The organism is Saliniramus fredricksonii (genome assembly GCF_900094735.1).
GTDB classification, from domain to species: domain Bacteria; phylum Pseudomonadota; class Alphaproteobacteria; order Rhizobiales; family Beijerinckiaceae; genus Saliniramus; species Saliniramus fredricksonii.
The window spans coordinates 355,726-379,776 of the sequence record NZ_FMBM01000002.1 but is presented as its reverse complement, the minus strand read 5'-3'; the positions used below and the strand labels follow the sequence as shown (position 1 = coordinate 379,776).

General features: G+C 61.5%; 23 protein-coding genes and 1 tRNA gene. 7 read left to right on the top strand and 17 right to left on the bottom strand.

Annotated elements, in window-relative coordinates; all coding sequences use genetic code 11:
* Positions 1-8: 8 nt before the first annotated feature.
* The 3 genes from ugpE to ugpB form a co-directional block, all read right to left on the bottom strand.
* Positions 9-857 carry a sn-glycerol-3-phosphate ABC transporter permease UgpE gene (gene ugpE, locus GA0071312_RS08380; protein WP_074444594.1) on the bottom strand — a complete coding sequence of 283 codons (849 nt, stop codon included), beginning with the start codon at positions 855-857 and terminating at the stop codon, positions 9-11.
* 10 nt (positions 858-867) lie between these two features.
* Positions 868-1,749, bottom strand: coding sequence for a sn-glycerol-3-phosphate ABC transporter permease UgpA (ugpA, locus tag GA0071312_RS08375; protein ID WP_074444593.1), 882 nt, complete (start codon positions 1,747-1,749; stop codon positions 868-870).
* A gap of 107 nt (positions 1,750-1,856) precedes the next feature.
* Positions 1,857-3,182, bottom strand: a complete 1,326-nt coding sequence (ugpB, locus tag GA0071312_RS08370) for a sn-glycerol-3-phosphate ABC transporter substrate-binding protein UgpB (RefSeq protein WP_074444592.1) — start codon at positions 3,180-3,182, stop codon at positions 1,857-1,859.
* 345 nt (positions 3,183-3,527) lie between these two features.
* On the opposite strand from ugpB, the gene GA0071312_RS08365 reads away from it, so the two are divergent.
* Positions 3,528-4,433 carry an ArgP/LysG family DNA-binding transcriptional regulator gene (locus GA0071312_RS08365; protein ID WP_074444591.1) on the top strand — a complete coding sequence of 302 codons (906 nt, stop codon included), beginning with the start codon at positions 3,528-3,530 and terminating at the stop codon, positions 4,431-4,433.
* A gap of 119 nt (positions 4,434-4,552) precedes the next feature.
* On the opposite strand, the gene GA0071312_RS08360 is transcribed toward GA0071312_RS08365, so the two are convergent.
* The 6 genes from GA0071312_RS08360 to groES all read right to left on the bottom strand — a co-directional run bounded on the left by GA0071312_RS08360 (position 4,553) and on the right by groES (position 11,386).
* A complete protein-coding gene (locus tag GA0071312_RS08360; protein ID WP_074444590.1) occupies positions 4,553-5,800 on the bottom strand; it encodes an MFS transporter in 1,248 nt (415 codons plus the stop codon).
* Positions 5,800-7,251: a radical SAM protein gene (locus GA0071312_RS08355; protein WP_074444589.1), complete on the bottom strand. Its 1,452-nt coding sequence runs from the start codon at positions 7,249-7,251 to the stop codon at positions 5,800-5,802. Before GA0071312_RS08355 ends, GA0071312_RS08360 begins: the two co-directional genes overlap by 1 nt.
* Positions 7,248-7,658, bottom strand: coding sequence for an adenosylmethionine decarboxylase (gene speD / locus GA0071312_RS08350; RefSeq protein ID WP_074444588.1), 411 nt, complete (start codon positions 7,656-7,658; stop codon positions 7,248-7,250). Before speD ends, GA0071312_RS08355 begins: the two co-directional genes overlap by 4 nt.
* 484 nt (positions 7,659-8,142) lie before the next feature.
* Entirely contained in the window at positions 8,143-9,168 is a 1,026-nt protein-coding gene (locus GA0071312_RS08345; RefSeq protein WP_074446014.1) for a glycosyltransferase family 4 protein, read from the bottom strand.
* A 232-nt stretch (positions 9,169-9,400) separates the two neighbouring features.
* Positions 9,401-11,026 carry a chaperonin GroEL gene (groL, locus tag GA0071312_RS08340; protein ID WP_074444587.1) on the bottom strand — a complete coding sequence of 542 codons (1,626 nt, stop codon included), beginning with the start codon at positions 11,024-11,026 and terminating at the stop codon, positions 9,401-9,403.
* Positions 11,027-11,071: 45 nt separating this feature from the next.
* Entirely contained in the window at positions 11,072-11,386 is a 315-nt protein-coding gene (gene groES, locus GA0071312_RS08335; protein WP_074444586.1) for a co-chaperone GroES, read from the bottom strand.
* Between the two features lie 360 nt (positions 11,387-11,746).
* Here groES and GA0071312_RS08330 point away from each other — a divergent pair, with 360 nt between their 5' ends.
* Positions 11,747-12,046 (top strand): usg protein, encoded by a 300-nt coding sequence (locus GA0071312_RS08330; protein ID WP_074446013.1) that lies wholly within the window; start codon positions 11,747-11,749, stop codon positions 12,044-12,046.
* Positions 12,047-12,135: 89 nt separating this feature from the next.
* On the opposite strand, the gene GA0071312_RS08325 is transcribed toward GA0071312_RS08330, so the two are convergent.
* The 5 genes from GA0071312_RS08325 to GA0071312_RS08305 all read right to left on the bottom strand — a co-directional run bounded on the left by GA0071312_RS08325 (position 12,136) and on the right by GA0071312_RS08305 (position 15,896).
* Complete coding sequence (locus GA0071312_RS08325) at positions 12,136-13,110, bottom strand: NADPH:quinone oxidoreductase family protein (RefSeq protein WP_074444585.1); 975 nt, start codon at positions 13,108-13,110, stop codon at positions 12,136-12,138.
* A 114-nt stretch (positions 13,111-13,224) separates the two neighbouring features.
* Positions 13,225-14,286 (bottom strand): glutathione S-transferase C-terminal domain-containing protein, encoded by a 1,062-nt coding sequence (locus tag GA0071312_RS08320; protein WP_074444584.1) that lies wholly within the window; start codon positions 14,284-14,286, stop codon positions 13,225-13,227.
* An 11-nt stretch (positions 14,287-14,297) separates the two neighbouring features.
* A complete protein-coding gene (locus GA0071312_RS08315; RefSeq protein WP_074444583.1) occupies positions 14,298-15,044 on the bottom strand; it encodes a flavodoxin family protein in 747 nt (248 codons plus the stop codon).
* Between the two features lie 307 nt (positions 15,045-15,351).
* A tRNA-Ala gene (locus GA0071312_RS08310) sits at positions 15,352-15,427 on the bottom strand.
* Positions 15,428-15,521: 94 nt separating this feature from the next.
* Positions 15,522-15,896: a TIGR02300 family protein gene (locus GA0071312_RS08305; protein ID WP_074444582.1), complete on the bottom strand. Its 375-nt coding sequence runs from the start codon at positions 15,894-15,896 to the stop codon at positions 15,522-15,524.
* 187 nt (positions 15,897-16,083) lie between these two features.
* Between GA0071312_RS08305 and aroA the strand changes: the two genes are divergently transcribed.
* The 3 genes from aroA (at position 16,084) to GA0071312_RS08290 (ending at position 19,334) form a co-directional block, all read left to right on the top strand.
* A complete protein-coding gene (gene aroA / locus GA0071312_RS08300; protein ID WP_074444581.1) occupies positions 16,084-17,430 on the top strand; it encodes a 3-phosphoshikimate 1-carboxyvinyltransferase in 1,347 nt (448 codons plus the stop codon).
* A gap of 14 nt (positions 17,431-17,444) precedes the next feature.
* A complete protein-coding gene (cmk, locus tag GA0071312_RS08295) occupies positions 17,445-18,077 on the top strand; it encodes a (d)CMP kinase (protein WP_074446012.1) in 633 nt (210 codons plus the stop codon).
* 123 nt (positions 18,078-18,200) lie between these two features.
* The gene (locus GA0071312_RS08290) at positions 18,201-19,334 is read left to right on the top strand and encodes an ISAs1 family transposase (RefSeq protein WP_074443596.1); all 1,134 of its coding nucleotides are present in this window, start codon (positions 18,201-18,203) and stop codon (positions 19,332-19,334) included.
* On the opposite strand, the gene GA0071312_RS19935 is transcribed toward GA0071312_RS08290, so the two are convergent.
* A complete protein-coding gene (locus GA0071312_RS19935; protein WP_165603992.1) occupies positions 19,315-19,968 on the bottom strand; it encodes a hypothetical protein in 654 nt (217 codons plus the stop codon). The two genes, GA0071312_RS08290 and GA0071312_RS19935, sit on opposite strands and share 20 nt — an antisense overlap.
* Here GA0071312_RS19935 and GA0071312_RS08285 point away from each other — a divergent pair.
* On the top strand, positions 19,909-21,168 hold the full coding sequence (locus GA0071312_RS08285) for a flavin monoamine oxidase family protein (RefSeq protein WP_165603991.1): 1,260 nt from the start codon (positions 19,909-19,911) through the stop codon (positions 21,166-21,168). The genes GA0071312_RS19935 and GA0071312_RS08285 overlap by 60 nt on opposite strands.
* 67 nt (positions 21,169-21,235) lie before the next feature.
* Here GA0071312_RS08285 and GA0071312_RS08280 read toward each other — a convergent pair whose 3' ends face one another.
* Positions 21,236-21,511: a hypothetical protein gene (locus GA0071312_RS08280; RefSeq protein WP_074444579.1), complete on the bottom strand. Its 276-nt coding sequence runs from the start codon at positions 21,509-21,511 to the stop codon at positions 21,236-21,238.
* A gap of 246 nt (positions 21,512-21,757) precedes the next feature.
* Between GA0071312_RS08280 and GA0071312_RS08275 the strand changes: the two genes are divergently transcribed.
* Positions 21,758-22,243 carry an Lrp/AsnC family transcriptional regulator gene (locus tag GA0071312_RS08275; protein ID WP_074444578.1) on the top strand — a complete coding sequence of 162 codons (486 nt, stop codon included), beginning with the start codon at positions 21,758-21,760 and terminating at the stop codon, positions 22,241-22,243.
* 34 nt (positions 22,244-22,277) lie between these two features.
* On the opposite strand, the gene GA0071312_RS08270 is transcribed toward GA0071312_RS08275, so the two are convergent.
* Positions 22,278-23,888, bottom strand: a complete 1,611-nt coding sequence (locus GA0071312_RS08270) for a carbon-nitrogen hydrolase family protein (RefSeq protein WP_074444577.1) — start codon at positions 23,886-23,888, stop codon at positions 22,278-22,280.
* Between the last annotated feature and the right edge of the window lie 163 nt (positions 23,889-24,051).

The window sequence follows — 24,051 nt, the reverse complement described above, 5'->3', positions numbered from 1 at the left end:
GGCTTTCCTTACTTCTCGGTTTCGACGAGGCCCTTGACGAACAGCCTCTGCATGACGACGACGATGATGACGGGGGGCGCGAGCGCGAGCGTTGCCGTCGCCATGGCAAGATGCCATTGCGGCTGCGTATCGGCGACGTTGATCATGCGCTGGATGCCCATCACGATGGTCGTGTATGAAGCATCCGTGGTAACGAGCAGCGGCCAGAGATACTGGTTCCAGCCGTAGATGAACATGATCACGAAGATCGCCGCGATATTGGTGCGCGACAGCGGCAGGAGAATATCCTTGAAGAACCGGAACGGGCTCGCCCCGTCCATCCGCGCGGCCTCGGTGAGCTCGTCCGGCACGGTGAGAAAGAACTGCCGGAAGAGAAAGGTTGCCGTCGCCGAGGCGATCAGCGGGATCGAGAGCCCGGCATAGGAATTGAGCATGCCGAGATTGGCCACCACCTCGAAAGTCGGCAGGATGCGGACCTCGACCGGCAGCATCAGGGTGATGAAGATGATCCAGAAGCACAGCATCCGGAAGGGAAAGCGGAAATAGACCACCGCGAAGGCCGAGATCAGCGAGATCGCAATCTTGCCGATGGCGATGGCGAGCGCCATGATCAGCGAATTCAGCATCATCAGCGCCACCGGCACACCACCGGCCTGGCGCATGCCGTCGGTCAGGATGGCGCGGTAATTCTCGATCAGCCGGTCACCCGGCCAGAGCGGCATCACGCCCCGCATCAGCGCGCTGCCTTCATGCGTCGAGGCCACGAAGGCGATCCAGACCGGGAAGAGAACCAGCAGGACGCCGAAACTGAGCACGGCGTGACGGGTGAACGTCAGCCAGGGACGATTTTCGACCATGACGGCCCTCTCAATACTGGACCCGCCGCTCGACATAGCGGAACTGGATGGTGGTAAGTGCGATGACGATGCCCATCAGGATGACGCTCTGTGCAGCGGAGGACCCGAGGTTCAGCCCGACGAAACCGTCCGTGTAGACCTTGTAGACGAGGATGTTCGTCGCCTGGCCCGGCCCGCCGCCGGTGGTCGCATGGATCACGCCGAAGGTGTCGAAGAAGGCGTAGACGACATTCACCACGAGCAGGAAGAAGGTGGTGGGCGAGAGCAGCGGAAAGGTGATCGACCAGAACCTCTTCCAGGGGCTTGCGCCGTCGATCGCGGCAGCCTCCATGAGCGATTTCGGGATCGCCTGCAGCCCGGCGAGGAAGAACAGGAAATTGTAGCTGATCTGCTTCCAGACCGCCGCGATGGTCACCAGAACCAGCGCGTCATTGCCATTGATCTGGTGGTTCCAGTCATAGCCCAGCCCCCGCGCCATATAGGCGAAAATGCCGATGGACGGGTTGAACATGAACCACCACAACACCCCCGCGATCGCCGGCGCCACCGCATAGGGCAGGATCAGCAGGGTTTTATAGCCGCTCGCCCCCTTGATCGCCCGATCGGCCATGCTCGCGAGCAGGAGCGCGATGGCGAGCCCGGAAAAGGTGACGGCGACGCTGAAGACGGTCGTCACCTGGAAGGACGAGAGATAGAGCGGATCGGCAAACAGCCGCTGGAAATTCTGCAGACCGACGAAGGTCGTGCGCAGGCCGAACGCATCCTGGCGCAGAACCGACTGGTAGAGTGCCTGCGCAGCCGGCCAGATGAAGAAGATCAGCGTAATCAGGAGCTGAGGCGCGAGCAGGGCCAGCGGAAAGCCGAAACCTGCGAAAGTCACCCGCTTGTGCATGGGGGATCCGTTTCAGAGAAAGATCGTATACGGCGCCGGCCGGGACGGACGAGGACGCCGGCCTCAGGGACCGGCGTCCATCAGACGCGTGACACTGTCGGAAGGTGTCAGGAATTGTCGGCTTCGAACTGACGCAGCAGGTCGTCGCCACGACGAGCGGCATCGTCGAGCGCTTCCTGCGCGGACTTGTTGCCCGACCAGACTTCCTCGAGCTCTTCGTTGATGATGTCGCGGATCTGCACGAAATTGCCCAGACGCAGGCCGCGCGAATGCTCGGTCGGCTCGTTCAGGGTCATCTGCAGGATCGAGGTATCCGTGCCCGGATTGGCCTCGTAGAAGCCCTGCTCCTGCGAGAGCTCGAAGGCAGCCATGGTGATCGGCAGGTAGCCGGTGACCTGGTGCCAGTCGGCCTGGACTTCGGCCTGGCTGAGATAATCGAAGAATGCCGCCGTCGCCGCATTTTCCTCGTCGCTATGCCCGTTGAGCACCCAGAGCGTGGCACCGCCGATGATGGAATTCTGCGGCGCACCCGCGACATCGTCGTAATAGGGCAGCATGGCCACACCGAAATCGAATTCGGTATTGGCCTCGACACCGGCCTGTGCGGCGGAGGAGTTCATGTAGAAGGCGCATTCGCCATTGTAGAAGGCGGGCGCGGAATCGGAGCGGCGCCCGGCATAGCGAAACACATCTTCACCCTGCCATTCCTGCATGTTGGCGATATGGCGCTTGTGGAGATCGCTGTTGAAGGCGAATTCCGTGTCGAGACCCTCGAAACCGTTGGCATTGGTGGCAAACGGCACATTATGGAGTGCGGAGAAGTTCTCGAGCTGCACCCAGGACTGCCAGCCCGTGGTGAAGCCGCATTCGGCAGCGCCGGCCTCGATGATGGTGCGCGACATCTCGGCGAGTTCGCCCCAGGTCGCGGGCGGCGCGTCCGGATCGAGACCGGCGGCTTCCATCGCGTCGCGGTTGTAGTACATCACCGGCGTCGAGGAGTTGAAGGGCATCGACAGCATGTTGCCGTCGGGATCGGCGTAATAGCCCACCACGGAGGGCAGATAGACAGAGGGATCCCAGTCGCGGCCGTGCTCCTGCATGAGCTGATAAACCGGATAGATCGCCCCTTCGGCGGCCATCATCGAGGCCGTGCCGACTTCGAAGACCTGGACCAGATTCGGCTGTTCCCCGGCGCGGAAGGCGGCGATGGCGGAGGTCAGCGTCTCGGTGTAGTTGCCGCGATAGACGGCGTTGACGCGGAATTCGTTCTGGCTGGCGTTGAAGCCATCGACGACTTCCTGGGTGCGGTCACCCAGCTCGCCGCCCATGGCGTGCCAGAAATCGATCTCGACCGGTTGGGCCTGTGCGCTCGTGGCGCCGGCGACGAGGATCATGGCCGTCGAGGCGGCCAGAAGCGTGCGGGTGAAGGTCATGTTTCGCTCCGAAATACATAATTTACGCAGGGGAGCCTGCGTCATGCAGCGTGATGACTGCGTTTGATTTCAGAAATATGACAAAGACAAAGTAATTAATTGAAGTCGGCTAAATTTAATTCAGAGTCTGTCTAGTACATTCCTAGCCGAGCATAAATGCCAGAATCTTGCCAGATTATTCTACATCGTAAGACATCAAGCACGCTTAGCCGACCTTAATAAAATTTTAGGTTGTCTTTTCGAGCGAAGTTTACTACTTTAAGTAATCGAAATTGCAACGGATCCGCAAAATTCGCCCGCCCTCTTGCGGGCATGTACAGGCGATTGATTGTGGGAACATGACGAATGCTTGACTATCGATCACTATTAGCACTTGCCGCAGTCAATAGAGAAGGTTCTTACGAGCGTGCGGCAGCGCATCTGAATATGACGCCATCGGCGATCTCGCAACGAATCAAGGCACTGGAAGCGAAAGTGTGTGGCAAAGTGCTGGTGCGCGGTGCGAAAGGACAATTGACACCGCTCGGGGCGCTGCTGGTCAAACATACGACCCAAGTAAAAGTATTAGAGAAGGAATTATTTGGACGCCTCAAAATTCACAACTCGGATACGGATGGAAATCTTAAAATCGTTGTCAGTGCCGATCATTTATCGCTATGGTTTATCGACGCAATATGCAATTATTTGCGAAAACATATTTCTCTAAACATTGAAATAATTCCTGCAAGTGGGGAATATGCAGATGAGCTACTAAAAAATTGCCTCACAATTGCCGCAATAACTGAAAATAAATTTGACATATGTGGATATAAATCTTTGCTAATCGGAGAAATTGAATACCATGCTGTTTGTTCAATTGATGTCTATGAAAAATATTTCCTGCACAAGAATTTTTCTGAAGATACAATTTCTAAAATAATCTGCTTTCGTTCTTGTGGAAGAGGAATGATCCCACTTCAATGGGCCAAAAAAGTCTTCGGTAGGGATATTTTGCTCAAATACGTTACTGTTCCATCCTCACATGACATATTTCGGGCACTCAACGGCAATGTCGGATGGTCTGTGGTCCCGATTCTACAGTCTGCCCCCTATCTGGAAAGCGGGCGGCTGGTCAGGTTTTGCGATAATGTGAGCATTACAGCGCCCGTATACTGGCATTACCCGGCAAATGCAGGTGGAGCATTGGCCAATCTCACAAAAGTTGTCAGACGGGTGGCGTCAGATACCCTGACGCGCACAACCTCAATTTAGAGCGGCATTCCGTCAGCCCGCGGGCCTGAAATGAGATCGCATGCAATGCCTGCGAGATCCCGCAGTGCTTATCCAGGACTTCGGATGGGCACGGCGGCTTCACAGGGTCGCAGCGACCCCTACGATTTCAACGAGGTACCGGAAACTCTTCGCCTCAGAACGACGAATCCTCCCAGCGCAGCAATGATAGGGAACGATGCCCCGAGCGCGAAGGCGGCACCGATCCCGAACCAGGTCGTCATCAGGGCGAGAGCCGGCGCCGACAGCGCCTCGCCGACATTGGCAAAGGTCGAAAACGCAGCAAACGTTTTCGAGACGTGCTCCTTGGGCATGCGCTCCTGAATCAGCGTGGCAAAGAGCACGTCCGCCACAGCGCCAACGGCGCCAAGGACAAACCCGATTGCGAGAACTGCAATAAAATGGCTGGGCAAGAAGAGTGCGCCGATCAGGATCCCGTAACCCAGCCACGCCAGCAACATGTCCCGTTCCCGCCGCTCGGTCGTGAGGCGAATGCTCACCGCAGCGCCAAGAATCGTACCCATCGCCACAACGCCCCACAATACACCGAGTGCAGAAGGGCCGGCATTGAGGTGATCCTTCACAAGTATCGGTATCAGAAGACTCAGAATCCCCGCAACACCAAATATCGCTACAACATTCACAATAACGGCCGACAAGACTTCACTTCGTGATCGTGTCAAGAAATGAAAAAGCTCGGAATATTCCGCCAGAAACCCCGCGAGCCGAAGTTCGGCAGATCGTGTCTCACGGGGCAGGCGGATCGCAGCCGCCAATGCTGCTGCGACAAACTGGCATATTCCAACAAGAAACAGGACGCTTGATGCGGGCAGGACAGCCAACAGGGCGCCTCCGATTACGGGCGCTGCTACCCCCACCATTTCCATGCCACCATGGAGAGCTGCATTCGCACGCAACAACGTGCCACCGCCCGCCAGTTGTGGCAGCATCCCCTGCACTGCTGGCTGCGACAAGGTCCGGGTTGTCGTCATCAGAAAGGCGGTGATAGCGAGAACGACCAGCGGGTCAGCGTCAGTCATCAGCACCAAACCCGCTACGGCAAATAACAGGGTTCGTAGCAAATCAGCAAGTACGACCAATATCCGCCGATTCAACCGATCACTAAGCCAGCCGCAGAACATCCCGAAGAGTGCATAAGGCACGAAACGCAAGAAAACCAAAAATCCAACGGTTGCATAGTCATCCGCCTGATCAAGTGCGTACCAGATGAGGACGATATCAAAGATGCGGCTGCCGGTTGTCGCGACGAGTTGTCCGCCTAGCAGAAAGTTCAGATCCCGGCCCAGTCCGAAACCAGGGGACAAGCTGTCGCGCCATCCCATCGTCATTACGCAATTGCCAGATGGCCCGAATTAACAAATTCAATCTGGTCGGCCGTCAATACGCGCCCTGGCTGTCGCAAACAGTGAATAATGAAAGCATCCAGGACGGACTTTTGCGATTCGGGCATTGCATAATACATCATGTTAACGTACCACTCCCAACCATCCTGCGTGATCCGCCAGGTGTCGCCGGCATCCCGAATGAGCCCCGCATCAGCAAACTCATGCAATGCTTGAATGCACTCTCTTGGGACCTCATTCCAAAATACACGATTCTTTTCGAGAACACCATGATAGGCGAGCCGCGTGACAACCGGACGGGAGGCATCAATTGAACGGTCATGGCGGCTGATTTGTGTCTTCACAGATCCATTCTCATGCATATCATCAATATATTTTCGGCGATTGCCAGTATTTGTCAGCACTGTCTGTGGCAAAATAGATATTGCATTGACCCCAAAACCAACAACTGCAGTATCTGCATGGCCGTAAATATGGTCGTGATAATCGAAGGTGTAAGTATCAGTTACAGCCGGGTTGCGCGCAAGCTCGTCTGCATCCACGCGCACATAGCCATGTCCGTTATGCGGCAAGAAACCGTGCTCGCGCATCACCGCTCGCAAAAGCCGATTCATGTCGAAGCGCTCATCCGCAGTCTTTGAGGTGAAGCCGGCGGCTTCCAGCTTCCTGTGTAGCTTGATCTGAGTCACGACGTTATCGATCGGGTAGACATCCACGAGCGCGTTCCCCATCGCGGCGGCCTTCTCAAGATCGGCGAGAAAAGCATCTGTCGTCTGTCCATTCATCCCGTAGAGGATATCGAAAGACGAGTAAGGTAGCATCTTGTTGAACAGTTCGTTGGCGGCTTGGATCTGATCTAGCGAAGCAGTGAGGTCAAACATGTCCCGCCAGAACGGATCGAAGGTCTGGAGGCCATAGCGCGCATTTGTCACACCGATTTCGCGCAGCGCTGCAACCTTGTCCGCAGTGACGCTCTTGACCTCGCACTCGAATGCGAACTCCCTGAGAAGTGAAAGATCGAAATGCTCATGAAGTGCCGTACCGAATTGACGGATTTCGTCGGCCGTGAGAAGTGATGGCGTTCCACCGCCGACGAAAATCGAGCGAACTGCAAGCTCGCGCAGATTTTTTTGCTCTGATTTGAGATTTATTTCTTTGATAATAGCTTCAAGATAATCGCTGATAATTTGGTGTCCTTGGTATTTTCCTCGTGTAAAAGGGCAAAAATTGCAAATCGTTTCACAAAAAGGAAAATGAAAATAAAGTGCTACTGAACTCACTGAAGAAAAATCGATTTGAGAGAGCGCTGTAACACCATCGACAAACACGTCGCCTGACTTCGCATCCCATTGGAAGGGGTAGTATATATTAAAGATCGGCACTTGCCGATCAAAGGCGCGGCCAGGTAAATGACTTGGTTGCAATGTCAATTTCATCGGATCGCCTCCTGTCTCCTTTGTGCGACCGATCGATCTAGAGCAGGGATTGGGTCGCCACTTTCCAGTGCTGATCTTTCAAGGATATGGGTGGAAACGGCCTCCGGTCGGAGAGCCCTGATAACGACATCTGCTGCGACAGCAGGGTCACAGCTTCCGCAAGTAAAAAAATCTGCTGCGAGATAACGGTGCTCGGGATAGCTGTGATAACTGGCGTGAGATTCCGCCAAGAGGAACATTCCCGTCACGCCTCCTTCCCCTTCGAATACATGAGATTGTCGCTCAAGGATCTGCGCGCCAGCGCGGATCAAAGCGGTTTCGAAGAGGAGGTTCAGTGCCGCTTCATCGCGCAAGATGTTGGCGTCGCAGCCTGAGATATCGCCGATCCAGTGTCGCCCGATCCGCATGCGCTTCCTCCTGTTTCCACCGAAATACGAAAGGCGGAGGCGCGTGGTCGCGCCCCCGCCCGTCCGTTACCAGGCCGCAGAGCCCTTGAAGCCGCTCTTGACCTCTGTCGTCCGCTCTTTGATGAAGATATCAATAGCCATGACAAACTCCTTTGCCTCAGTGCTAGATTTATGCTGATTTGCCGAAATCAGGAATGAATTCGACAGTAAAATCCTAGCAATCGTTTTCGGCCTGCATAGCGAATTTTGCTAAAGTAGTTTTAGGAGCACTAAAGTTCCGGAATCGATGATTCACCGGCTTTGATGGGTCACGCATGCACGTCATGCACCGGCACGCACATCGACCTCTGAATGTCGGGCATAGGCACAGCGACAAGAACACAAAAAGTCGCGCCAAATTTCGATCTCGGCCCATCATATCTGACGGCAACTCTGCGTTCAGGTCGCGACGTCGATTCGTCCGCGGCGATGCCGGAGAGAATATTTACGCCGCCACAGCCGCACTCGCAGCAGCATGAGCTTCCCTGATATTGCCGAAGAACTGCCGCGCGCTCGCTTCCCAGGTATAGCCCTCCGCCGCCGTCCTGCAGGCGTCGCGGGAGATCGAGAGGGCGGCGAGGGCAGCCAGGCGCAGATCCCAGTCGAGCACACCGCAACCGGTATCGCCGACGATGTCGCTCGGGCCTGTGACCGGATAGGCCGCGATCGGCAGGCCCGAGGCTAAGGCCTCCAGCATGACGATGCCGAACGTGTCGGTGAGGCTGGGGAAGACGAAGACATCGGCGCTCGCATAGACCTGCGCGAGCGCCTCACCGCTCAGCGCCCCGAGGAAGACCGTATCGGGAAAGCGCGCTTCGAGATCGCGCCGCGCCGGCCCGTCGCCGACGACGACCTTGGTGCCGGGAAGATCGAGCGCGAGGAAGGCGGCGATGTTTTTCTCCACCGCAAGCCGGGACACGGTGAGGAAGACCGGTCCGGTGCCGAGCGTCAGCCGGGTGTCACGGGGACGGAAGAGATGGGTGTCGACCCCGCGTGACCACGGCATGATGCGCTGAAAACCGCGCCCGGCGAGTTCGCGTGCGAGCGAGGATGTCGAGACCATCATGCCGAGCCCGGATCCGTGGAAGCGGCGAATCAGCCGGTAGGTCCATTCCTCCGGGATGGGCGCGCGCGCGGCCACGTATTCGGGAAAGCGGGTATGGTAGCTGGTGGTGAAGGGGATGTTGCGAGCGCGGCAATGCCGGCGCGCCGCGAAGCCGATCGGGCCCTCGGTCGCGATATGCACATGGGTGGGCGCCATGCGCTCCATGATCTTCCCGACCATGCGCGGAAGCGTCAGCGACAGCCTGATCTCGGGATAGGTCGGCATCGGGAACGAGGCAAAATCCTGCGGCGTGATGAAACAGGTCTCGGCCCCGTTCTCAGCGGCATGGAGCGCCATCTTTTCGAGGGAACGCACGACCCCGTTGATCTGGGGATGCCAGGCATCCGTGGCGATGAGCAAGCGCATGTGATTTTTCTCCGCCATGTCGAGCGAATACTTCACCATGCCGAACTTCCATCGCAAGATTCATGAAGGTCGGACTGTATTCACTCAATGAGTGCGGTAATACGGTCGTTAAATCACAGTTTGATGACGGAATGGCTGGTCTCGCGACATGAAAAGGCCTCTCCCCCTTGCGGGAGAGAGGCCCTGCTGCATGTATGGGACGCGCCCGTCGCGCCCATATCGTCAAGGGCGATCAGAAATCCATGCCACCGCCCGGCATGGCGGGGGCCGATTCCTTCTTGGGCAGCTCGGCAATCATCGCCTCTGTGGTCACGAGCAGGCCGGAGACGGAGGCCGCATCCTGAAGCGCGGTGCGCACCACCTTGGCCGGATCGATCACGCCGAAGGCGAACATGTCACCGTATTCGCCGGTCTGGGCGTTGTAGCCGTAGGCATAATCGGCGCTCTCCAGCACCTTGCCGACCACGACGGAGCCGTCGGCGCCGGCATTCTGGACGATCTGGCGCGCCGGGGCCTGGATCGCGCGGCGCACGATCTCGATCCCGGTCTTCTGGTCGTCATTGGTCGGCGAGAGCCCGTCGAGCGCCTCGATGGCACGCAGGAGGGCCGTGCCGCCGCCGGGCAGGATGCCTTCTTCGACTGCCGCCTTGGTGGCGTGCATGGCATCGTCGACGCGATCCTTGCGCTCCTTTACCTCGACTTCCGTTGCGCCGCCGACGCGGATCACCGCGACGCCGCCCGCGAGCTTGGCCAGGCGCTCCTGGAGCTTCTCACGGTCGTAATCGGAGGTCGTTTCCTCGATCTGCGCCTTGATCTGGGCGACGCGGGCCTCGATGTCGTCCTTCGAACCGGCGCCATCGACGATGGTCGTATTTTCCTTCTCGATGACGATCTTCTTCGCCCGGCCCAGCATGTCGAGGGTCACGTTCTCGAGCTTGATGCCGAGATCCTCCGAGACCGCCGTGCCGCCGGTGAGGATGGCGATATCCTGCAGCATGGCCTTGCGGCGATCACCGAAGCCCGGCGCCTTGACGGCGGCGATCTTCAGGCCGCCACGCAGCTTGTTGACCACGAGCGTGGCCAGCGCCTCGCCTTCCACATCCTCGGCGACGATCAGGAGCGGCTTGCCCGATTGCACCACGGATTCGAGCACGGGCAGGAGCTCCTGCAGATTGCCGAGCTTCTTCTCGTGGATCAGCACATAGGCGTCTTCCAGCTCGACGCGCATCTTTTCCGAATTGGTGACGAAATAGGGCGAGAGATAGCCGCGATCGAACTGCATGCCCTCGACCACGTCGAGCTCGGTCTCGAAGCTCTTGGCCTCCTCGACGGTGATCACGCCCTCATTGCCGACCTTCTCCATGGCCTCGGCGAGATAACGGCCGATCTCGGCATCGCCATTGGCCGAGATGGTGCCGACCTGGGCGATCTCGTCATTGCTGGTGATCTTGCGGGCGCTCTTCTTCAGATCGGCCACCACCGCCTCGACGGCCATGTCGATGCCGCGCTTGAGATCCATCGGGTTCATGCCGGCGGCGACCGACTTGGCGCCTTCGCGAACGATCGCCTGGGCGAGCACGGTCGCGGTGGTGGTGCCGTCACCGGCCAGATCGTTGGTCTTGGAGGCAACCTCGCGCACCATCTGGGCGCCCATATTCTCGAACTTGTCGGAAAGCTCGATTTCCTTGGCGACCGTCACACCGTCCTTGGTGATGCGCGGTGCGCCGAAGGACTTCTCGATCACGACGTTGCGCCCCTTGGGGCCGAGCGTGACCTTCACCGCATCGGCGAGAATATCGACGCCGCGCAGCATCCTGGTGCGGGCATCGGTGGAGAATTTCACTTCCTTGGCAGACATGTTCGTCACTCCGAAAACGATATCTTCGATATCGGACAGGCCCCGTCAGGCGGCCTTCTGCTGGGCTTCGCCTTCCTCGAGCACGCCGAGAATGTCGGATTCCTTCATGATCAGAAGGTCTTCACCGTCGATACGCACTTCCGTGCCCGACCATTTGCCGAACAGCACGCGGTCGCCGGCCTTCACGTCGAGGGCGACGAGCTCACTCTTCTCGTTACGGGCGCCGGGGCCGACGGCGACGATTTCGCCCTGCTGCGGCTTCTCCTTCGCGGTATCGGGAATGATGATACCGCCAGCGGTCTTCTGATCGGCTTCGATGCGGCGCACCAGAACGCGGTCATGCAAAGGACGGAACGTCATCTTTCACATCTCCTGAATGATCTTGCGAGATCGGTTGATCCTCACAGGCGACGGCGCCCGTCGCGTCACGCAACGCCGCTCGCCCGGCGATCAGATGGGCGGGGACATGGCGCCGTTCAAGAGCGGGGACGAAAAATTTGGCACTCTTTTCATCGGAGTGCCAAGCGAGGCCGTATGAAGGCCGGCCACCGAGCGCGGAAAATTGGCAGCACTCACCGCAGAATGCTGCTAACATATTGATTTAAATGATTTTTCTCTTGCAGCTCGCTAACGCATTCGCCATCCTGTGACAAGGGATGAATCAATCCCGCCACGTTTTTTCTTCTGATGGTTTCGCGCATTGCGCAGGAAGGAGGTCCCATGTCGGAAAATGCGTTGCGTCCCGATGGTGCCGTCAGCCCCGCTTTCATCAAGCAGATGCAGGGCTATGGCCTGATCACCGCCGATATTCTCTACCGTTTGCCCGACCATCCCGGTCTGTTGCAGAATTTCATCTGGCAGGAATACGATACCGCCCCGGAATTCCCGGTGCTCAAGCGCTTCCTCGATTTCTGGACGCGCGAGATCGACGGACTGCTCCACAGCGTCACGATCGCCCATTGCGGGCTGATCAAGCCGGCGGAATTCAAGGCCGTCGACGGGGTCTTGCAGCTTCATTGAGCATCATGCCGTCAGGTGGATACCGGCTGACGGATACAATGATGCACCGAGACATTGAGCGAGCCGGGCCTCCACGACCCGGCACCCTCTCAGGGCGTGACCACGATCTTGCCCAGCGCCTGGCGCGCCGCGATATAGGCGAGTGCCTGAGGGGTCTCGTCGAGGGGGAAGACCTTGTCGACATGGGCCGAGATTACCCCGTCCGCCGCCCATTGCAGCAGGCGTTCCATATGCGCCGCCTGGCCCTTCGGATCGCGCTTGCAATAAGCGCCCCAGAACACGCCGCGTATGTCGCAGCCCTTGAGCAGAAGGAGGTTGAGCGGGATACGCGGAATCTCGCCGGCGGCGAAGCCGATCACGAGATAGCGCCCGCCCCAGCCCATGGAGCGCACGGCAGGCTCGGCGAGATCGCCGCCGACGGGGTCATAGAGCACATCGACGCCCTTGCCGTCGGTGAGGTCGCGCAGCCGCTCGCGCAGATTCTCCTGCGTATAATCGATCACCGCGTCGGCGCCGCATTGGCGCGCGAAGGCGAGTTTTTCAGGCGAGGAGGCGCAGGCGATCACCCGCGCGCCGAGCGCCTTGCCGACCTCCACCGCCGCGATTCCGGTCCCGCCGGCGGCGCCGAGCACCACCAGCGTCTCGCCCTCGCGGATCTGCGCCCGATCGACGAGCGCATGGATCGTGGTGCCGTAGGTCACCTGCAAACCCGCCGCCTTTTCGTCGGAGAGTGCATCGGGCACCCGCGCCAGCCGCTCGGCGGAGGCGATCACGGCCTCGCGGGCGCCGTTATGGCCGCAATAGCCGCTCACCCGCTCCCCGATCTGCCAGCCCTGGACACCGGGACCGAGCGCCGCGATCACGCCGCAGAATTCCGCGCCGGGCGAGAAGGGCAATTCCGGCTTGACCTGATACTTGCCCTCGATGATCAGCGTGTCGAAAAAATTCAGCGCCGCCGCGCGCAGATCGACGCGCACCTCACCGGGACCGGGTTCAGGCACCGGAATATCGGCGATTTCCAGATTTTCCGGCGGCCCCAATGTCCGCGCCAATACGGCCTTCATGCGCACGCTCCTTATGATGGCTCGGGGCAGGGATGAAACGGCGCCCGGAGCCCAAAGCACAACAGGCAAATCCGCAAAACCATGCGCGTCTGGCGGGAATCGCGCCCGCACGAATCATCTGGATGCCGGTCGCACAGGCGCGCCCGCGCCGGCGAGCTCCGGATGCGCGTAGGCTTGCGGATAGGGCATCGGGGTGAACGGACCGAGCGGCACGACCCCGTTCCAGGAACGCCCGAAATAGCCCTGGCGACAATGGATCAGTGAGCCGCTTCGTGCGACACCGGGCAGGGCGTGAACGCGGCAGAGCCATCGCCACAGATGCGGATAATCGAGAATCCGCGCCCCGTTGAGCTTCATGCGCAGATAATAGACCGGATCGTGGCGATAGAGGGTGGGAAACAGCCGCAGATCGGCTTCGGTGAAATCGGCCCCCGTCAGGAAAGGCCGCCCATCGGACAGCCGGTGCTCCAGATCGGCGAGCGCGTCGAAATAGGCCGCATAAGCCTGCGCATAGACGGATTGATCCGAGGAGAAACCGGCCTTGTAGGCGCCATTGTTGATGGCGGTGTAGATCTGCGCGTTCAAGGCGTCGATCACGCTGCGCAGGTCCGTATCATCCGGATAGAGACCAGGCCGAGCGCCATCCGCAACGGTGCTTCCCAGCGCTGACGCGGCATGGCCGAGCATGCGCACGATCTCCGCGCTCTCATTGTTGACGATGCGACCCGCGCGCTTGTCGTAGAGGATCGGGAGCGATTGCTCTTGCGACCCTTCCGCCCGGTAGATCTCCTTCGCCAGCCGCACCCCGCGCCCCGTCGCCGTCTCGCGGGTGCATTCGGGCAGCGGCGTGCCGGTCAGGCCCGAGATCCGTTCCGGAGCGAACGCCCACAGGTTCGGCCCTTCCGGATCATCCTCGCCGGTGCGGTTGGGATAGACCACGTCCATGGTGATGCTCTCAGTGAGGCCGAGCATGTTGCGGGCCAGGACGACACGGTGGCACCAGGGGCAGTTGAGCGCAACGTGCAGGTGATAGCGCCCCGGCTCCGCCGGAAACTCGGAATCGCCGATCGCGCGCCGGAAGCCGCTGACGCCGCGCACGAACTCGCCCTTGGCTCGGCGCGCAGCAGCGTTGCTCTGGTCTTCCTCGACGGAGGTGTCGGGCCCGGATCCGGTCATGGTCGCCTCTTCTATGCCCGGTAGTCCGGGTTCTCGTAGCCGAAACGGCAGCCGGCCTTCCAGGCGTTTCGGTCATTGCCGTGGTTGGGCAACCCGCCGGCCTGCTTGAGCATGCGGGCCATGTGCAGCAGGTTCCAGGTCATGATCGTGGTGTTGCGCTGGGTGAAGTCGTTATCGAAGCCAGCCCCGTCATCGCCATAGGACGGTCCGGGCCCCGCCTCGCCGATCCAGCCGCAATCAGCCTGTGGAGGGATGGTGTAGCCGAGATGGCCGAGCGCGTAGAGAATCGACATGGCGCAATGCTTGATGCCGTCCTCGTTGCCGGTGATCACCGCGCCACCGACCTTGCCGTAGAATCCGCTCTGACCGCGCTCGTTCAGGATGGCGGACATCGCGTAGAGCCGCTCGATCATCAGCCGGCAGACGGAGCTCTCCTCGCCGAGCCAGATCGGCGTGCCGATGATCAGGATGTCGGCTGCCGCGATCTTCTCCCAGAGCCCGGGCCAGGCATCCTCGGGCCAGCCATGCTCGGTCATGTCAGGCTGCACGCCGAACGCGATCGGCATGCCCGCGGGCCGGATCACCGCGACGCAGGCCCCGGCACGCCGCATGATCTCGGCCGGCACCGAGAGAAGCAGATCGGTATGGCTTTGTTCTTCGGGGCGCTTCAGGGTGCAGTTGAGGATGATTGCGGAAAGCCCCGAGAAATCGGTCTCGTTGGCCGCGCAGAGCGCCTCCTGCTTGTCGTTCAGGCTCATCGCAATCTCCTTCGCTCGCCGGCGGACGTTTGCGGTTTCATCGCCCGTCTCGCGGCGAGCATAACCCCATCCGCGATGATTGCCCCGATCACGAAACCGCCATCGCGGATGCAGACCGGGCGGACGTATCGGAACGAGAGCGATCTGGAGCAGGCCGGTTCATCGACGGAACAACGCTTCGAAGCAGGATATGATCCGCTTGCACGACCCGGGAAGGGGAATGCCACGCTGCACGGCGCCGATCCCGCAGAAATCAGAACACGCAATCAGCGCGGCGCGAAGGTTTGTGGATGTGTTCCGGGAAATTTGGTGGAGCCAGGCGGAATCGAACCGCCGACCTCTTGAATGCCATTCAAGCGCTCTCCCAACTGAGCTATGGCCCCACTGATATCCCGCAGCCTGGGAGGCCCCTGTCGGGGCGCTGCGGGCGGCGTCGCGTCAGCGACGTGCGCCTGTTTAATCAGCCACGACGGGATGTCAAGTGTCTTCGTCGCTATCGATGTCACCATCGATCAGACCGGAGACGTCATCGTCGGATTCCTCGTCATCCGGCAGGAAGGGATCGTCGGCATCGTCTTCCAGATCGATGTCGGGATCGGCCTCCGAGGTCGCCTTCTTCTCTTTGGGCTCGGCATCTTCGAGGGAGACGAGCTCGACATCGGGGGTGGCGACGGCTTCCTCGACCTCCTCCTCGGGTTCCGCTTCCGGCAGGCTGCGCGCCCCGCCTTCGAAATAGGAAAGCGGATAGGATACACCGGTATAGGGGGAGACGACGGGGTCGCGGTTCAGATCGTAGAACTTGCGCCCGGTTTCGGGGCAGGTCCGCTTGGTGCCGAGTTCCGGTCTTGCCACGGTTTCGAAACCTTCATGGTTGGTGCGAATGGATTTGGCAGCGATCCGGTTAGTCGCCTCTTGGCGGCTTTGTCAAATGCGAAATGCACGCGCGAGGCGTGACCTGTGCGGGCGGGCATGCTAACGACCCTTCCCGCAGGTCCTGCGCGGCCTGCACATGAGAGCGTTCCGCGCCAGGAAGACAACCGTGTCGCATGCCGATTCCCCCGTTCCCGTGAAGGCCCGTTCCGGCAACACCCTGACCGGACGGATGTGCCCGCCCGGCGACAAGTCGATCTCGCATCGCGCGCTGATCCTGGGCCTCCTCGCCATCGGTGAGACGAAGGTGCGCGGTCTGCTCGAGGGCGATGACGTCCTGCGCACTGCCGCCGCCTGCCGGGCGCTCGGTGCACAGGTCACGCGTGAAGCCGATGGCGCCTGGCGCATCGCCGGCGCCGGGATCGGCGGCCTGCACCAACCGGAGCAGGTTCTCGATTTCGGCAATGCCGGGACCGGTTCGCGCCTGATGATGGGGGTTGCGGGCAGCCATCCGGTGACCGTCACCTTCGACGGCGATGCCAGCCTGCGCAAACGCCCCATGGGCCGCATTCTCGACCCGCTGACCCGCATGGGCGTCACCGTGGTCGATCAGGCCGAAGGCGGGCGCGTGCCGCTCACGCTCAAGGGCCCGCGCGAGACGATCCCGATCCGCTACGAGACCCCCGTCCCCTCCGCGCAGATCAAATCCGCCGTGCTGCTCGCGGGGCTGAATGCGCCGGGCACCGTCACCGTCGTCGAGAACCAGGCCAGCCGCGACCATACCGAGCGCATGCTGCGCCTGTTCGGCGCGCAGGTGAGCGTCGAGCCCCACGGCGAAGCCGGGCGGCTGATCACGCTCGCAGGCCAGCCGGAACTGCGTGGCGTGGAACTCACCGTGCCGGCAGACCCGTCATCGGCGGCTTTCCCGATCGTCGCCGCGCTGATCACGCCGGGCTCCGACATCGTCGTCGAGAGCGTGATGACCAATCCGCTGCGCACGGGGCTGATCACCACGCTCATGGAAATGGGTGCCGATATCACGCTGACCAACGAGCGCGAGAATGGCGGCGAAGTGGTCGCGGATCTGCGGGTGCGCCATTCGGCCCTGCGCAGCGTCGAAGTGCCGCCGGAACGCGCGCCGGCCATGATCGACGAATATCCGGTGCTCGCCGTCGCCGCAGCCTTCGCTGAGGGCGAGACGCAGATGCGCGGGCTGCACGAATTGCGGGTGAAGGAGAGCGACCGCCTGCAGGCGGTGTCGGATGGCCTCGCAGCTGCCGGCGTGGCGCATCGCATCGAGGGCGATGATCTCATCGTCTGCGGTGACGGCAGCGCACCGCCCGGCGGGGGGACGGCGCAGACCCATCTCGACCACCGCATCGCCATGAGCTTCCTCGTGCTCGGCCTCGCCGCGCCCGGGGGCATGGCGGTGGACGACGGCGCCATGATCGCCACCAGCTTTCCCGATTTCGTCCCGGCCATGCGCCGGCTTGGCGCGGAGATCCTGGAGGGCTGAGCGGCATGGATGCGCTGATCATCGCCATTGACGGCCCCGCAGGCTCCGGAAAAGGTACGCTGGCGCGGCGTCTTGCCGGAGCTTACGGCCTGCGTCATCTCGATACGGGTCTGCTCTACCGGGCCGTGGCGCGGCTGATGCTTGACAGGAGCCGCCCCCTCGATGACGAAGACGCCGCACATGCGGTGGCGGCGACGCTCAATCTCGAATTCATGGACGAATCGCGCCTGCGCGGGCGTGAGATCGGTGATGCGGCCTCCGTGGTCTCGGCCCAGCCGCGTGTCCGCCATGCCTTGCTCGAGCGCCAGCGCAGCTTCGGTCTCGAACCGCCGGGCGCAGTGCTCGACGGGCGCGATATCGGCACGGTGATCTTCCCCGACGCGCCGGTGAAGCTCTTCGTCACCGCCTCTGCGGAAGAACGGGCGCGGCGTCGACATGCGGAGCTGGTGGAACGTGGCGAACATGTCGATTACGACGCCATTCTCGATGATATCCGCAAGCGTGACGATCGCGACATGAACCGCGCGCAGGCGCCGCTGAAACCGGCGGATGACGCGATCACCCTCGACACCACGGATCTCGACGCGGATGCCGCGTTCGAGGCAGCCTGCAAGATCGTCGAGACATGTCGGCAGCCAGAACGATAACGCATGCCTGATGGCGGTCAGCCGCATCGACGTCCCACCTAGGGGAATCGCATTTGAGAATTTTGTGTGGCGTGTTGGGATAAAATGGATTCTTGAGGGGCTTTCATGCATTGGGAGCCTTCGATGTCAGGATCGTGGTTTGAAGCGGCTTTTTCGGCTCTGCCGGACCCGCGAACCGGAAATGCCAAGCGCCATGAGCTTCTTGAGGTCTTGACGATTGCACTGACTGCGGCGGTTTGCGGGGCGGAGCATTGCTCGGACTTCGCGGATTTCGCGGTTGATCGGGAAGCGTTGTTCCGGGAGTTTCTGGAGCTGCGAAACGGTGTTCCGAGCCACGACACGTTCTCGCGGGTGTTCCGGCTTCTCGACCCGAGCGCCTTTGCGATGTGCTTCGGGCGGTTCGTAGACGAGTTGGGCGCGGCGGGCGAGGGCGTGGTGGCGATTGACGGCAAGACGCTGCGCCGGTCGTTCGACGCTGCGGCGGGGCGCTCGCCGCTGGCCGTGGTGTCCGCCTTCGCCTCGGCGACCTCAACCGTGATCGGCCAGACGGGCTTTCGCGCCGCCGACGGCGACAGCGAGATCGTCGCGGCGCGCGCATTGTTGCGCTGCCTCGATTTGACAGGCCAACTCGTGACTGCGGACGCCATCCATTGCCAGAGCGAGACCGCGCAGACGATCCTTGATCGCGGTGGAGACTATCTCCTGCGGTTGAAGGCGAACCGACCGGCGCTGCACGAGATGGTCGCGACATACTTCGCCGATGGACAGATCCGGGCCGCGCTCCCGACATGCGCCACGACGGATGCCGATCATGGCCGGGTCGAGACGCGCCGCGCCTTCGTTACCCACGACCTCGCCTGGCTGCGCGGCTCCAGATCCGCGTGCACCGAGCCGGTTCTCCTGCCGGGGCTTGCCTGCCTGGGAATGATAGAGAGCACCGTGACGCGCGGCGGCAAGACCACGACCACCCGCCACTACCACGTCGCCTCCCGCCAACTCACCCCAGAAGCCTACCTCGCTGCCGCGCGATCCCACTGGTCAATCGAAAACGGTCTCCATTGGGTCCTCGACATGACTTTCGACGAGGATCGCGCCCGCAACAGAAAGGATAACGGCCCAGAAAACCTCGCCATCCTCCGAAAACTCGCCCTCAACGTTCTCAAACGCGCCAGACCCAAAATCTCTATCCGACGAAAAAGAAAACGCTCCGGATGGTCCGACGACTTCGCACGATCCGTCATCGGCCAAATGCGATAGCCCTAACGTCCCACCTGATTCCGCTCGCAATCGGAAGCAAAACCGGGTATTCATGCAATGCGTGTCGGCATTGTCCGGCGCATCGAAGAGCAGCCTTTTCCATCAAGGTGATATCGCCCCGCATTGGCGTGGGCCAGCAGCGCGCACCACCATTCCCGCCATCATCCCAGCCATCATGGCGCCGACGACGAATGCTGGGCACGCCGAGCGTTGAAATCCGATCCCGGACCATCCGCACCATCTGCAGTATCTTCGCTGCGATGAGGTCTTGCACGCCATAGCCGCCACCAGCCCGCACGCCGGAAAGACGCACAAGCGGCGGGGTGCCCCGGCAACGCTTCGCGATGTCGTGCTGCTGTCGTGCTTTCGCAGCATGGTGCCGCTTGCATGTCACGCTCTGGTTTGCGCCGGTTGCCCCGCATGCGCGCGCCCCGGAATCGACAATCGAAAATCCCAGTACCTGCACAGAGATACGAGCATGTCGCCGAGACACGAAACCCTTCATGATGCGCGCAGCACCCGAAGCGCCGCGCCTGCGCAGATCCGCCGAAAACCGCAGCCCCGCGACGCCGATGTGATCATCATCGGCGCCGGGGCTGCCGGTATCGCGGCTGCGCGCAATCTGCGCCGCCATGGCGTCGATTCCCTGATCCTCGAGGCCCGCGACCGCCCCGGCGGACGCGCCCAGACCATCGCGCTGGCCGGGCAGGCCGTCGATATCGGCGCACACTGGCTCCATGCCGCCGATGCGAATGCGCTGGTACGCCAGGCGAAGCGCCTCGGCCTGCGCCTCAGCGAGGCTGCCCAGGAACCGCTTCTGATCGCGCGCACGGGTGAACGCGCCGACCCGCAAAGCTATGTTGCCTTCATGCGCCGCTGGGAATCCGTCTATGACGCCATGATCGCCCATCCCGGCAGCGGCCCCGCCAGGGCGGCGGATACGGTGTTTTCGCAGATCGACGATACGCCTTCGCGATTCGACGACACGATCCGTTTTCTGCACGGCCCGTTCGACAGCGGCGTCGGGCTGGACACGATCGATGCCAGCGATTTCGCGGCGGCGGTGGACGATGCGGATCTCTTCGTCGAAGGCGGCTACGGGGCGCTGATCCTGCGGCTCGCGCGCGGCCTCGCCATTCACTACGAGACCCCGGTGACAAGCATCGACTGGAGCGGCGCCGGTGTCCGGGTCGAGACGCCGCGCGGCACACTCTCGGCACGCGCCGTTCTGGTGACGGCGCCTCTGCCGCTGTTGCAGAGCGAGGCGATCCGCTTCGCCCCGCATCTGCCGCTGGAGACCCTGCAGGCGATCCACGCCCTGCGCCCGGCGCTCTACGAGCATGTCGTGCTTTCCTGGGCGGATCATCCCTTCACTGATGCCGTCAACCGCCTCGTTGCCTTCGAGGGGGATGCGCGCGACAATCTCGGCATGCTCGCCAATATCGACGGCGCGCATCTGCATTACGCCGATATCGCCGCGCAGATCGTGGCCGCCTGTCCCGATCCGCGCGACCGTGCCGGCTATGTTCGCGAATTCCTCGGTGCGCGTTTCGGCAGCCGGGCGCTGGCGCGCTGCGACGTGCTGGCAGCGAGCGACTGGGCGGGGGATCCCTGGACGGGGTGTGCCTGGATGTACGCCCCGGTCGGCGCGCATGGCGCCCGGGCGGCTTTGCGCGAACCCGTCGGCGAGCGCATCCACTTCGCCGGCGAGGCCTCCTCCGCCACGCAATGGGGCACGATCGGCGGCGCCTGGGACGAAGGCGAGCGCGCGGCGGATCTGATTCGCGCCGGGCTGACAGCCCCGGTCGGGGGCGCGGTGATACAGGCGGCCTGACGCGAAAGGCCGGCGGTGACGCCATATGGCGAGGCTGCGCTGTGCCGTCTGCACGCCGAAGGGGACTCTATGCGCTGCCCATGATCAGGCGCAGCGTCCGCCTGGCGCGGCGCAGCGTCGGCTGTTCCAATTCACCGGCGATCTCACGCAGGAGCCGCGCGGCACGACGGGAACCCCGGGCGGCGGCGTAGCGCAGCCAGACATATCCCGCAAAGAGATCGGTCGGGCGTCCCTCGCCGAGGGCGTAAATTCGACCGATCGCGTAGAAATCCTCGGGATCGCTGAAACAGACGCCGTCGAGGCCGGCATGAAAGACTGCCGGAATATCGCTGTGCTGAACCATAATGCCCCCGTCGCTCTTGCGGTCGAACCGGGCCTAGCGCAATCATGTGAGCGATATGCTACCAAAAATAGCAAAAAATCCCTTTCCAGGTTCGCGCTCGGATTGCCGGAATGCGATTTACCGCCACCCCGACGCGCCGGCTTTCCGCGACCGAAAAACGGCGTTTTTGCTTCCTGCGGGTTTCACATCGTGATTGATTGCATTTTGTGAGCACGCAGCGTGCCATCGCAAGAAGGCTTTCACCCCATGCCCGAGGATTCCGACAAACGCCCGCTCACCCCCTCGGACCGGCGCATTCTGCGCGTGGTGCAGGAAGAGGGGCGGATTACCAATGCGGCGCTGGCCGAGAAGGTGGGGCTCGCCGCCTCGCCCTGCCTGCGGCGGCTGAAAGCGCTCGAGGAAGACGGCATCGTCGCCGGCTACCGTGCCGTGCTCGATCGCAAGGCGCTGGGCTACGCCATCGAGGCTTTCGTGCTGGTGAAGCTGGAGCAGTCCGAGCCGGGCTGGCGCACGCGGCTGATCGAGCGACTGAACGCCTTCGAAGAGGTGCTCGCCTGCTATGCCATGGCGGGTGAAATCGATCTGCTGATCCATGTCGTCGCGCAGGACATGGACGCTTTCGGCGAGTTCAGCATGAACCGGCTGCTGACATTGCCGGGCGTCGCGGATGTGCGCTCGAGCTTCGTGCTGTCCACAATCACCCCCCCGCGCGGCCTGCCGATCCCGGATTGAACGGGGGTCGGCAAGCCGGTTTTGCTGACGCGGATCAGGTAGTGCGCGTCTTCTCCTTGCGCCACTGCACCGAATAGAGATCGAAGCGGCGGTCGCGCAGGTTCTGGACCGTGCCGGTCATGCGCGCCTGGCGCAGTGTGTCGAGATTGAGATCGGCAATGGCGACCATCTCGACATTGGGCGTGGTATCCGCCGCCACACCGTCCCGGTCGAAGGGGAAATCGCAGGGCGTCAGAATGCAGCTCTGGGCGTATTGGATATCCATGTTGGGCACGCCCGGCAGATTGCCGACATTGCCTGCGAGCGCAACATAAACCTGGTTCTCCACCGCCCGCGCCTGACAGCAATAGCGCACGCGCAGATAGCTCTTGCGCTCATCCGTGCAGAAGGGGACGAACAGGATCTGCGCGCCCTGATCGACGAGATGGCGACCAAGCTCCGGGAACTCGGAATCGTAGCAGATCATCACCCCGATCGGCCCGCAATCGGTCTGGATCGTGCGGACATCGTCGGCGCCGACAATCGACCACCAATAGGCTTCATTCGGTGTCGGATGGATCTTGGCCTGCGCATGGATCGAGCCGTCGCGCAGGCAGACATAACAGACATTGACGATGTCGCCGTCCTCGTCGAGCGTCGGATGTGAGCCGCCGATGATGTTGATATTGTAATGCACCGCCAGCCGCGAGAGCAGTTCCTTGAGGCGCTCGGTATATTTCGTCAGCGTGGCGATGGCCTGATCCGGCGGAATCGGCTCGTTCTCGATCGAGAGGAGCTGCAGCGTGAACAGTTCCGGGAAGACCGCGAAGTCGGATTTGTAATCGGCAACGACATCGACGAAATATTCCACATTCTCGGCAAATTCCTCGAAGGAGCGCACGCGCCGCTGCTGATACTGGATACAGGCCACGCGCACGGTGTGGGCGAGGCGCCCGCGCTGGGTCTTCGTCTTGGTGCGCCCGGCCGGCGCCTCGACAACGGCGGGGTTCCACCAGACCAGATGCACGGCATGGCCCATGCTCTCCTTGTCGCCGGGCAGATAGTTGCGCAGGATGCCGATCGGCTCGAATCCGTTGCGCATCTGGAAGGAGACGACCCGGTCGCGCAGATTCTGCTCCCTGATCTGCTCGAGGAAATCCTCCGGACTCTCGACCTCCTTGCGGCGCACCTTCTGCGCGAGGCTGGGCATGCGGCCTGCAAAGACAATGCCCTTGAGCTGGTAATCCTGCGCCAGACGTCGGCGCTCGTTATAGAGGCGCTGGCCGATGCGCAGGCCCCGAAAGCGCGGATCGACCATCACCTCCATGCCATAGAGCATGTCGCCTTCCTCGTCGTGACGGGAGGCGTAGCCGTTGCCGGTGATCGTCACCCAGTCATGTGGCTTCAGGGCGGTCTTCTCGTCGATCAGGAAGGTCGCAGCGAAACCGACGAGGGTGTCGTCGTAGATGGCGACGAACTGCCCTTCAGGAAAGTTCTGGATCTGCCCGCGCAGTTGCGCCTGGGAGTAGGATTGCATGTCGGGATAGGCGCGTTTTCCCAGGGCCTGGATCGCGCGCACATCCTTGAGCATCGCCTGCCGGACTTCGAGCCGGGGCTTCGAATCCTTCGCCTTTTCCGTCTCTGCGCGCGCGGGTGTCTTCGCCATCTGTCTGATCGTCCTTCCTGCGGGATCTCCGCTGCGGCATCGCACCGGTCATTGTTCAATGCCCAAGCTTAACGCCTGCGCCACCATTTCGTTCGCGATTAACGATCAAATGCCTTTCCGGCAAGGTTTTTCAAGCCACAGCGCATGATGCTGCAGATCCATG

Bases quoted from the DNA above. Each gene is read 5' to 3' on its own strand.
- ugpE (WP_074444594.1), bottom strand. From the start codon at position 857: ATGGTCGAAAATCGTCCCTGGCTGACGTTCACCCGTCACGCCGTGCTC.
- ugpA (WP_074444593.1), bottom strand. From the start codon at position 1,749: ATGCACAAGCGGGTGACTTTCGCAGGTTTCGGCTTTCCGCTGGCCCTG.
- ugpB (WP_074444592.1), bottom strand. From the start codon at position 3,182: ATGACCTTCACCCGCACGCTTCTGGCCGCCTCGACGGCCATGATCCTC.
- GA0071312_RS08365 (WP_074444591.1), top strand. From the start codon at position 3,528: ATGCTTGACTATCGATCACTATTAGCACTTGCCGCAGTCAATAGAGAA.
- GA0071312_RS08360 (WP_074444590.1), bottom strand. From the start codon at position 5,800: ATGACGATGGGATGGCGCGACAGCTTGTCCCCTGGTTTCGGACTGGGC.
- GA0071312_RS08355 (WP_074444589.1), bottom strand. From the start codon at position 7,251: ATGAAATTGACATTGCAACCAAGTCATTTACCTGGCCGCGCCTTTGAT.
- speD (WP_074444588.1), bottom strand. From the start codon at position 7,658: ATGCGGATCGGGCGACACTGGATCGGCGATATCTCAGGCTGCGACGCC.
- GA0071312_RS08345 (WP_074446014.1), bottom strand. From the start codon at position 9,168: ATGCGCTTGCTCATCGCCACGGATGCCTGGCATCCCCAGATCAACGGG.
- groL (WP_074444587.1), bottom strand. From the start codon at position 11,026: ATGTCTGCCAAGGAAGTGAAATTCTCCACCGATGCCCGCACCAGGATG.
- groES (WP_074444586.1), bottom strand. From the start codon at position 11,386: ATGACGTTCCGTCCTTTGCATGACCGCGTTCTGGTGCGCCGCATCGAA.
- GA0071312_RS08330 (WP_074446013.1), top strand. From the start codon at position 11,747: ATGTCGGAAAATGCGTTGCGTCCCGATGGTGCCGTCAGCCCCGCTTTC.
- GA0071312_RS08325 (WP_074444585.1), bottom strand. From the start codon at position 13,110: ATGAAGGCCGTATTGGCGCGGACATTGGGGCCGCCGGAAAATCTGGAA.
- GA0071312_RS08320 (WP_074444584.1), bottom strand. From the start codon at position 14,286: ATGACCGGATCCGGGCCCGACACCTCCGTCGAGGAAGACCAGAGCAAC.
- GA0071312_RS08315 (WP_074444583.1), bottom strand. From the start codon at position 15,044: ATGAGCCTGAACGACAAGCAGGAGGCGCTCTGCGCGGCCAACGAGACC.
- GA0071312_RS08290 (WP_074443596.1), top strand. From the start codon at position 18,201: ATGTCAGGATCGTGGTTTGAAGCGGCTTTTTCGGCTCTGCCGGACCCG.
- GA0071312_RS19935 (WP_165603992.1), bottom strand. From the start codon at position 19,968: ATGGCGGCGCAGATTGCGCGCAGCCGCGATACCGGCAGCCCCGGCGCC.
- GA0071312_RS08280 (WP_074444579.1), bottom strand. From the start codon at position 21,511: ATGGTTCAGCACAGCGATATTCCGGCAGTCTTTCATGCCGGCCTCGAC.
- GA0071312_RS08275 (WP_074444578.1), top strand. From the start codon at position 21,758: ATGCCCGAGGATTCCGACAAACGCCCGCTCACCCCCTCGGACCGGCGC.
- GA0071312_RS08270 (WP_074444577.1), bottom strand. From the start codon at position 23,888: ATGGCGAAGACACCCGCGCGCGCAGAGACGGAAAAGGCGAAGGATTCG.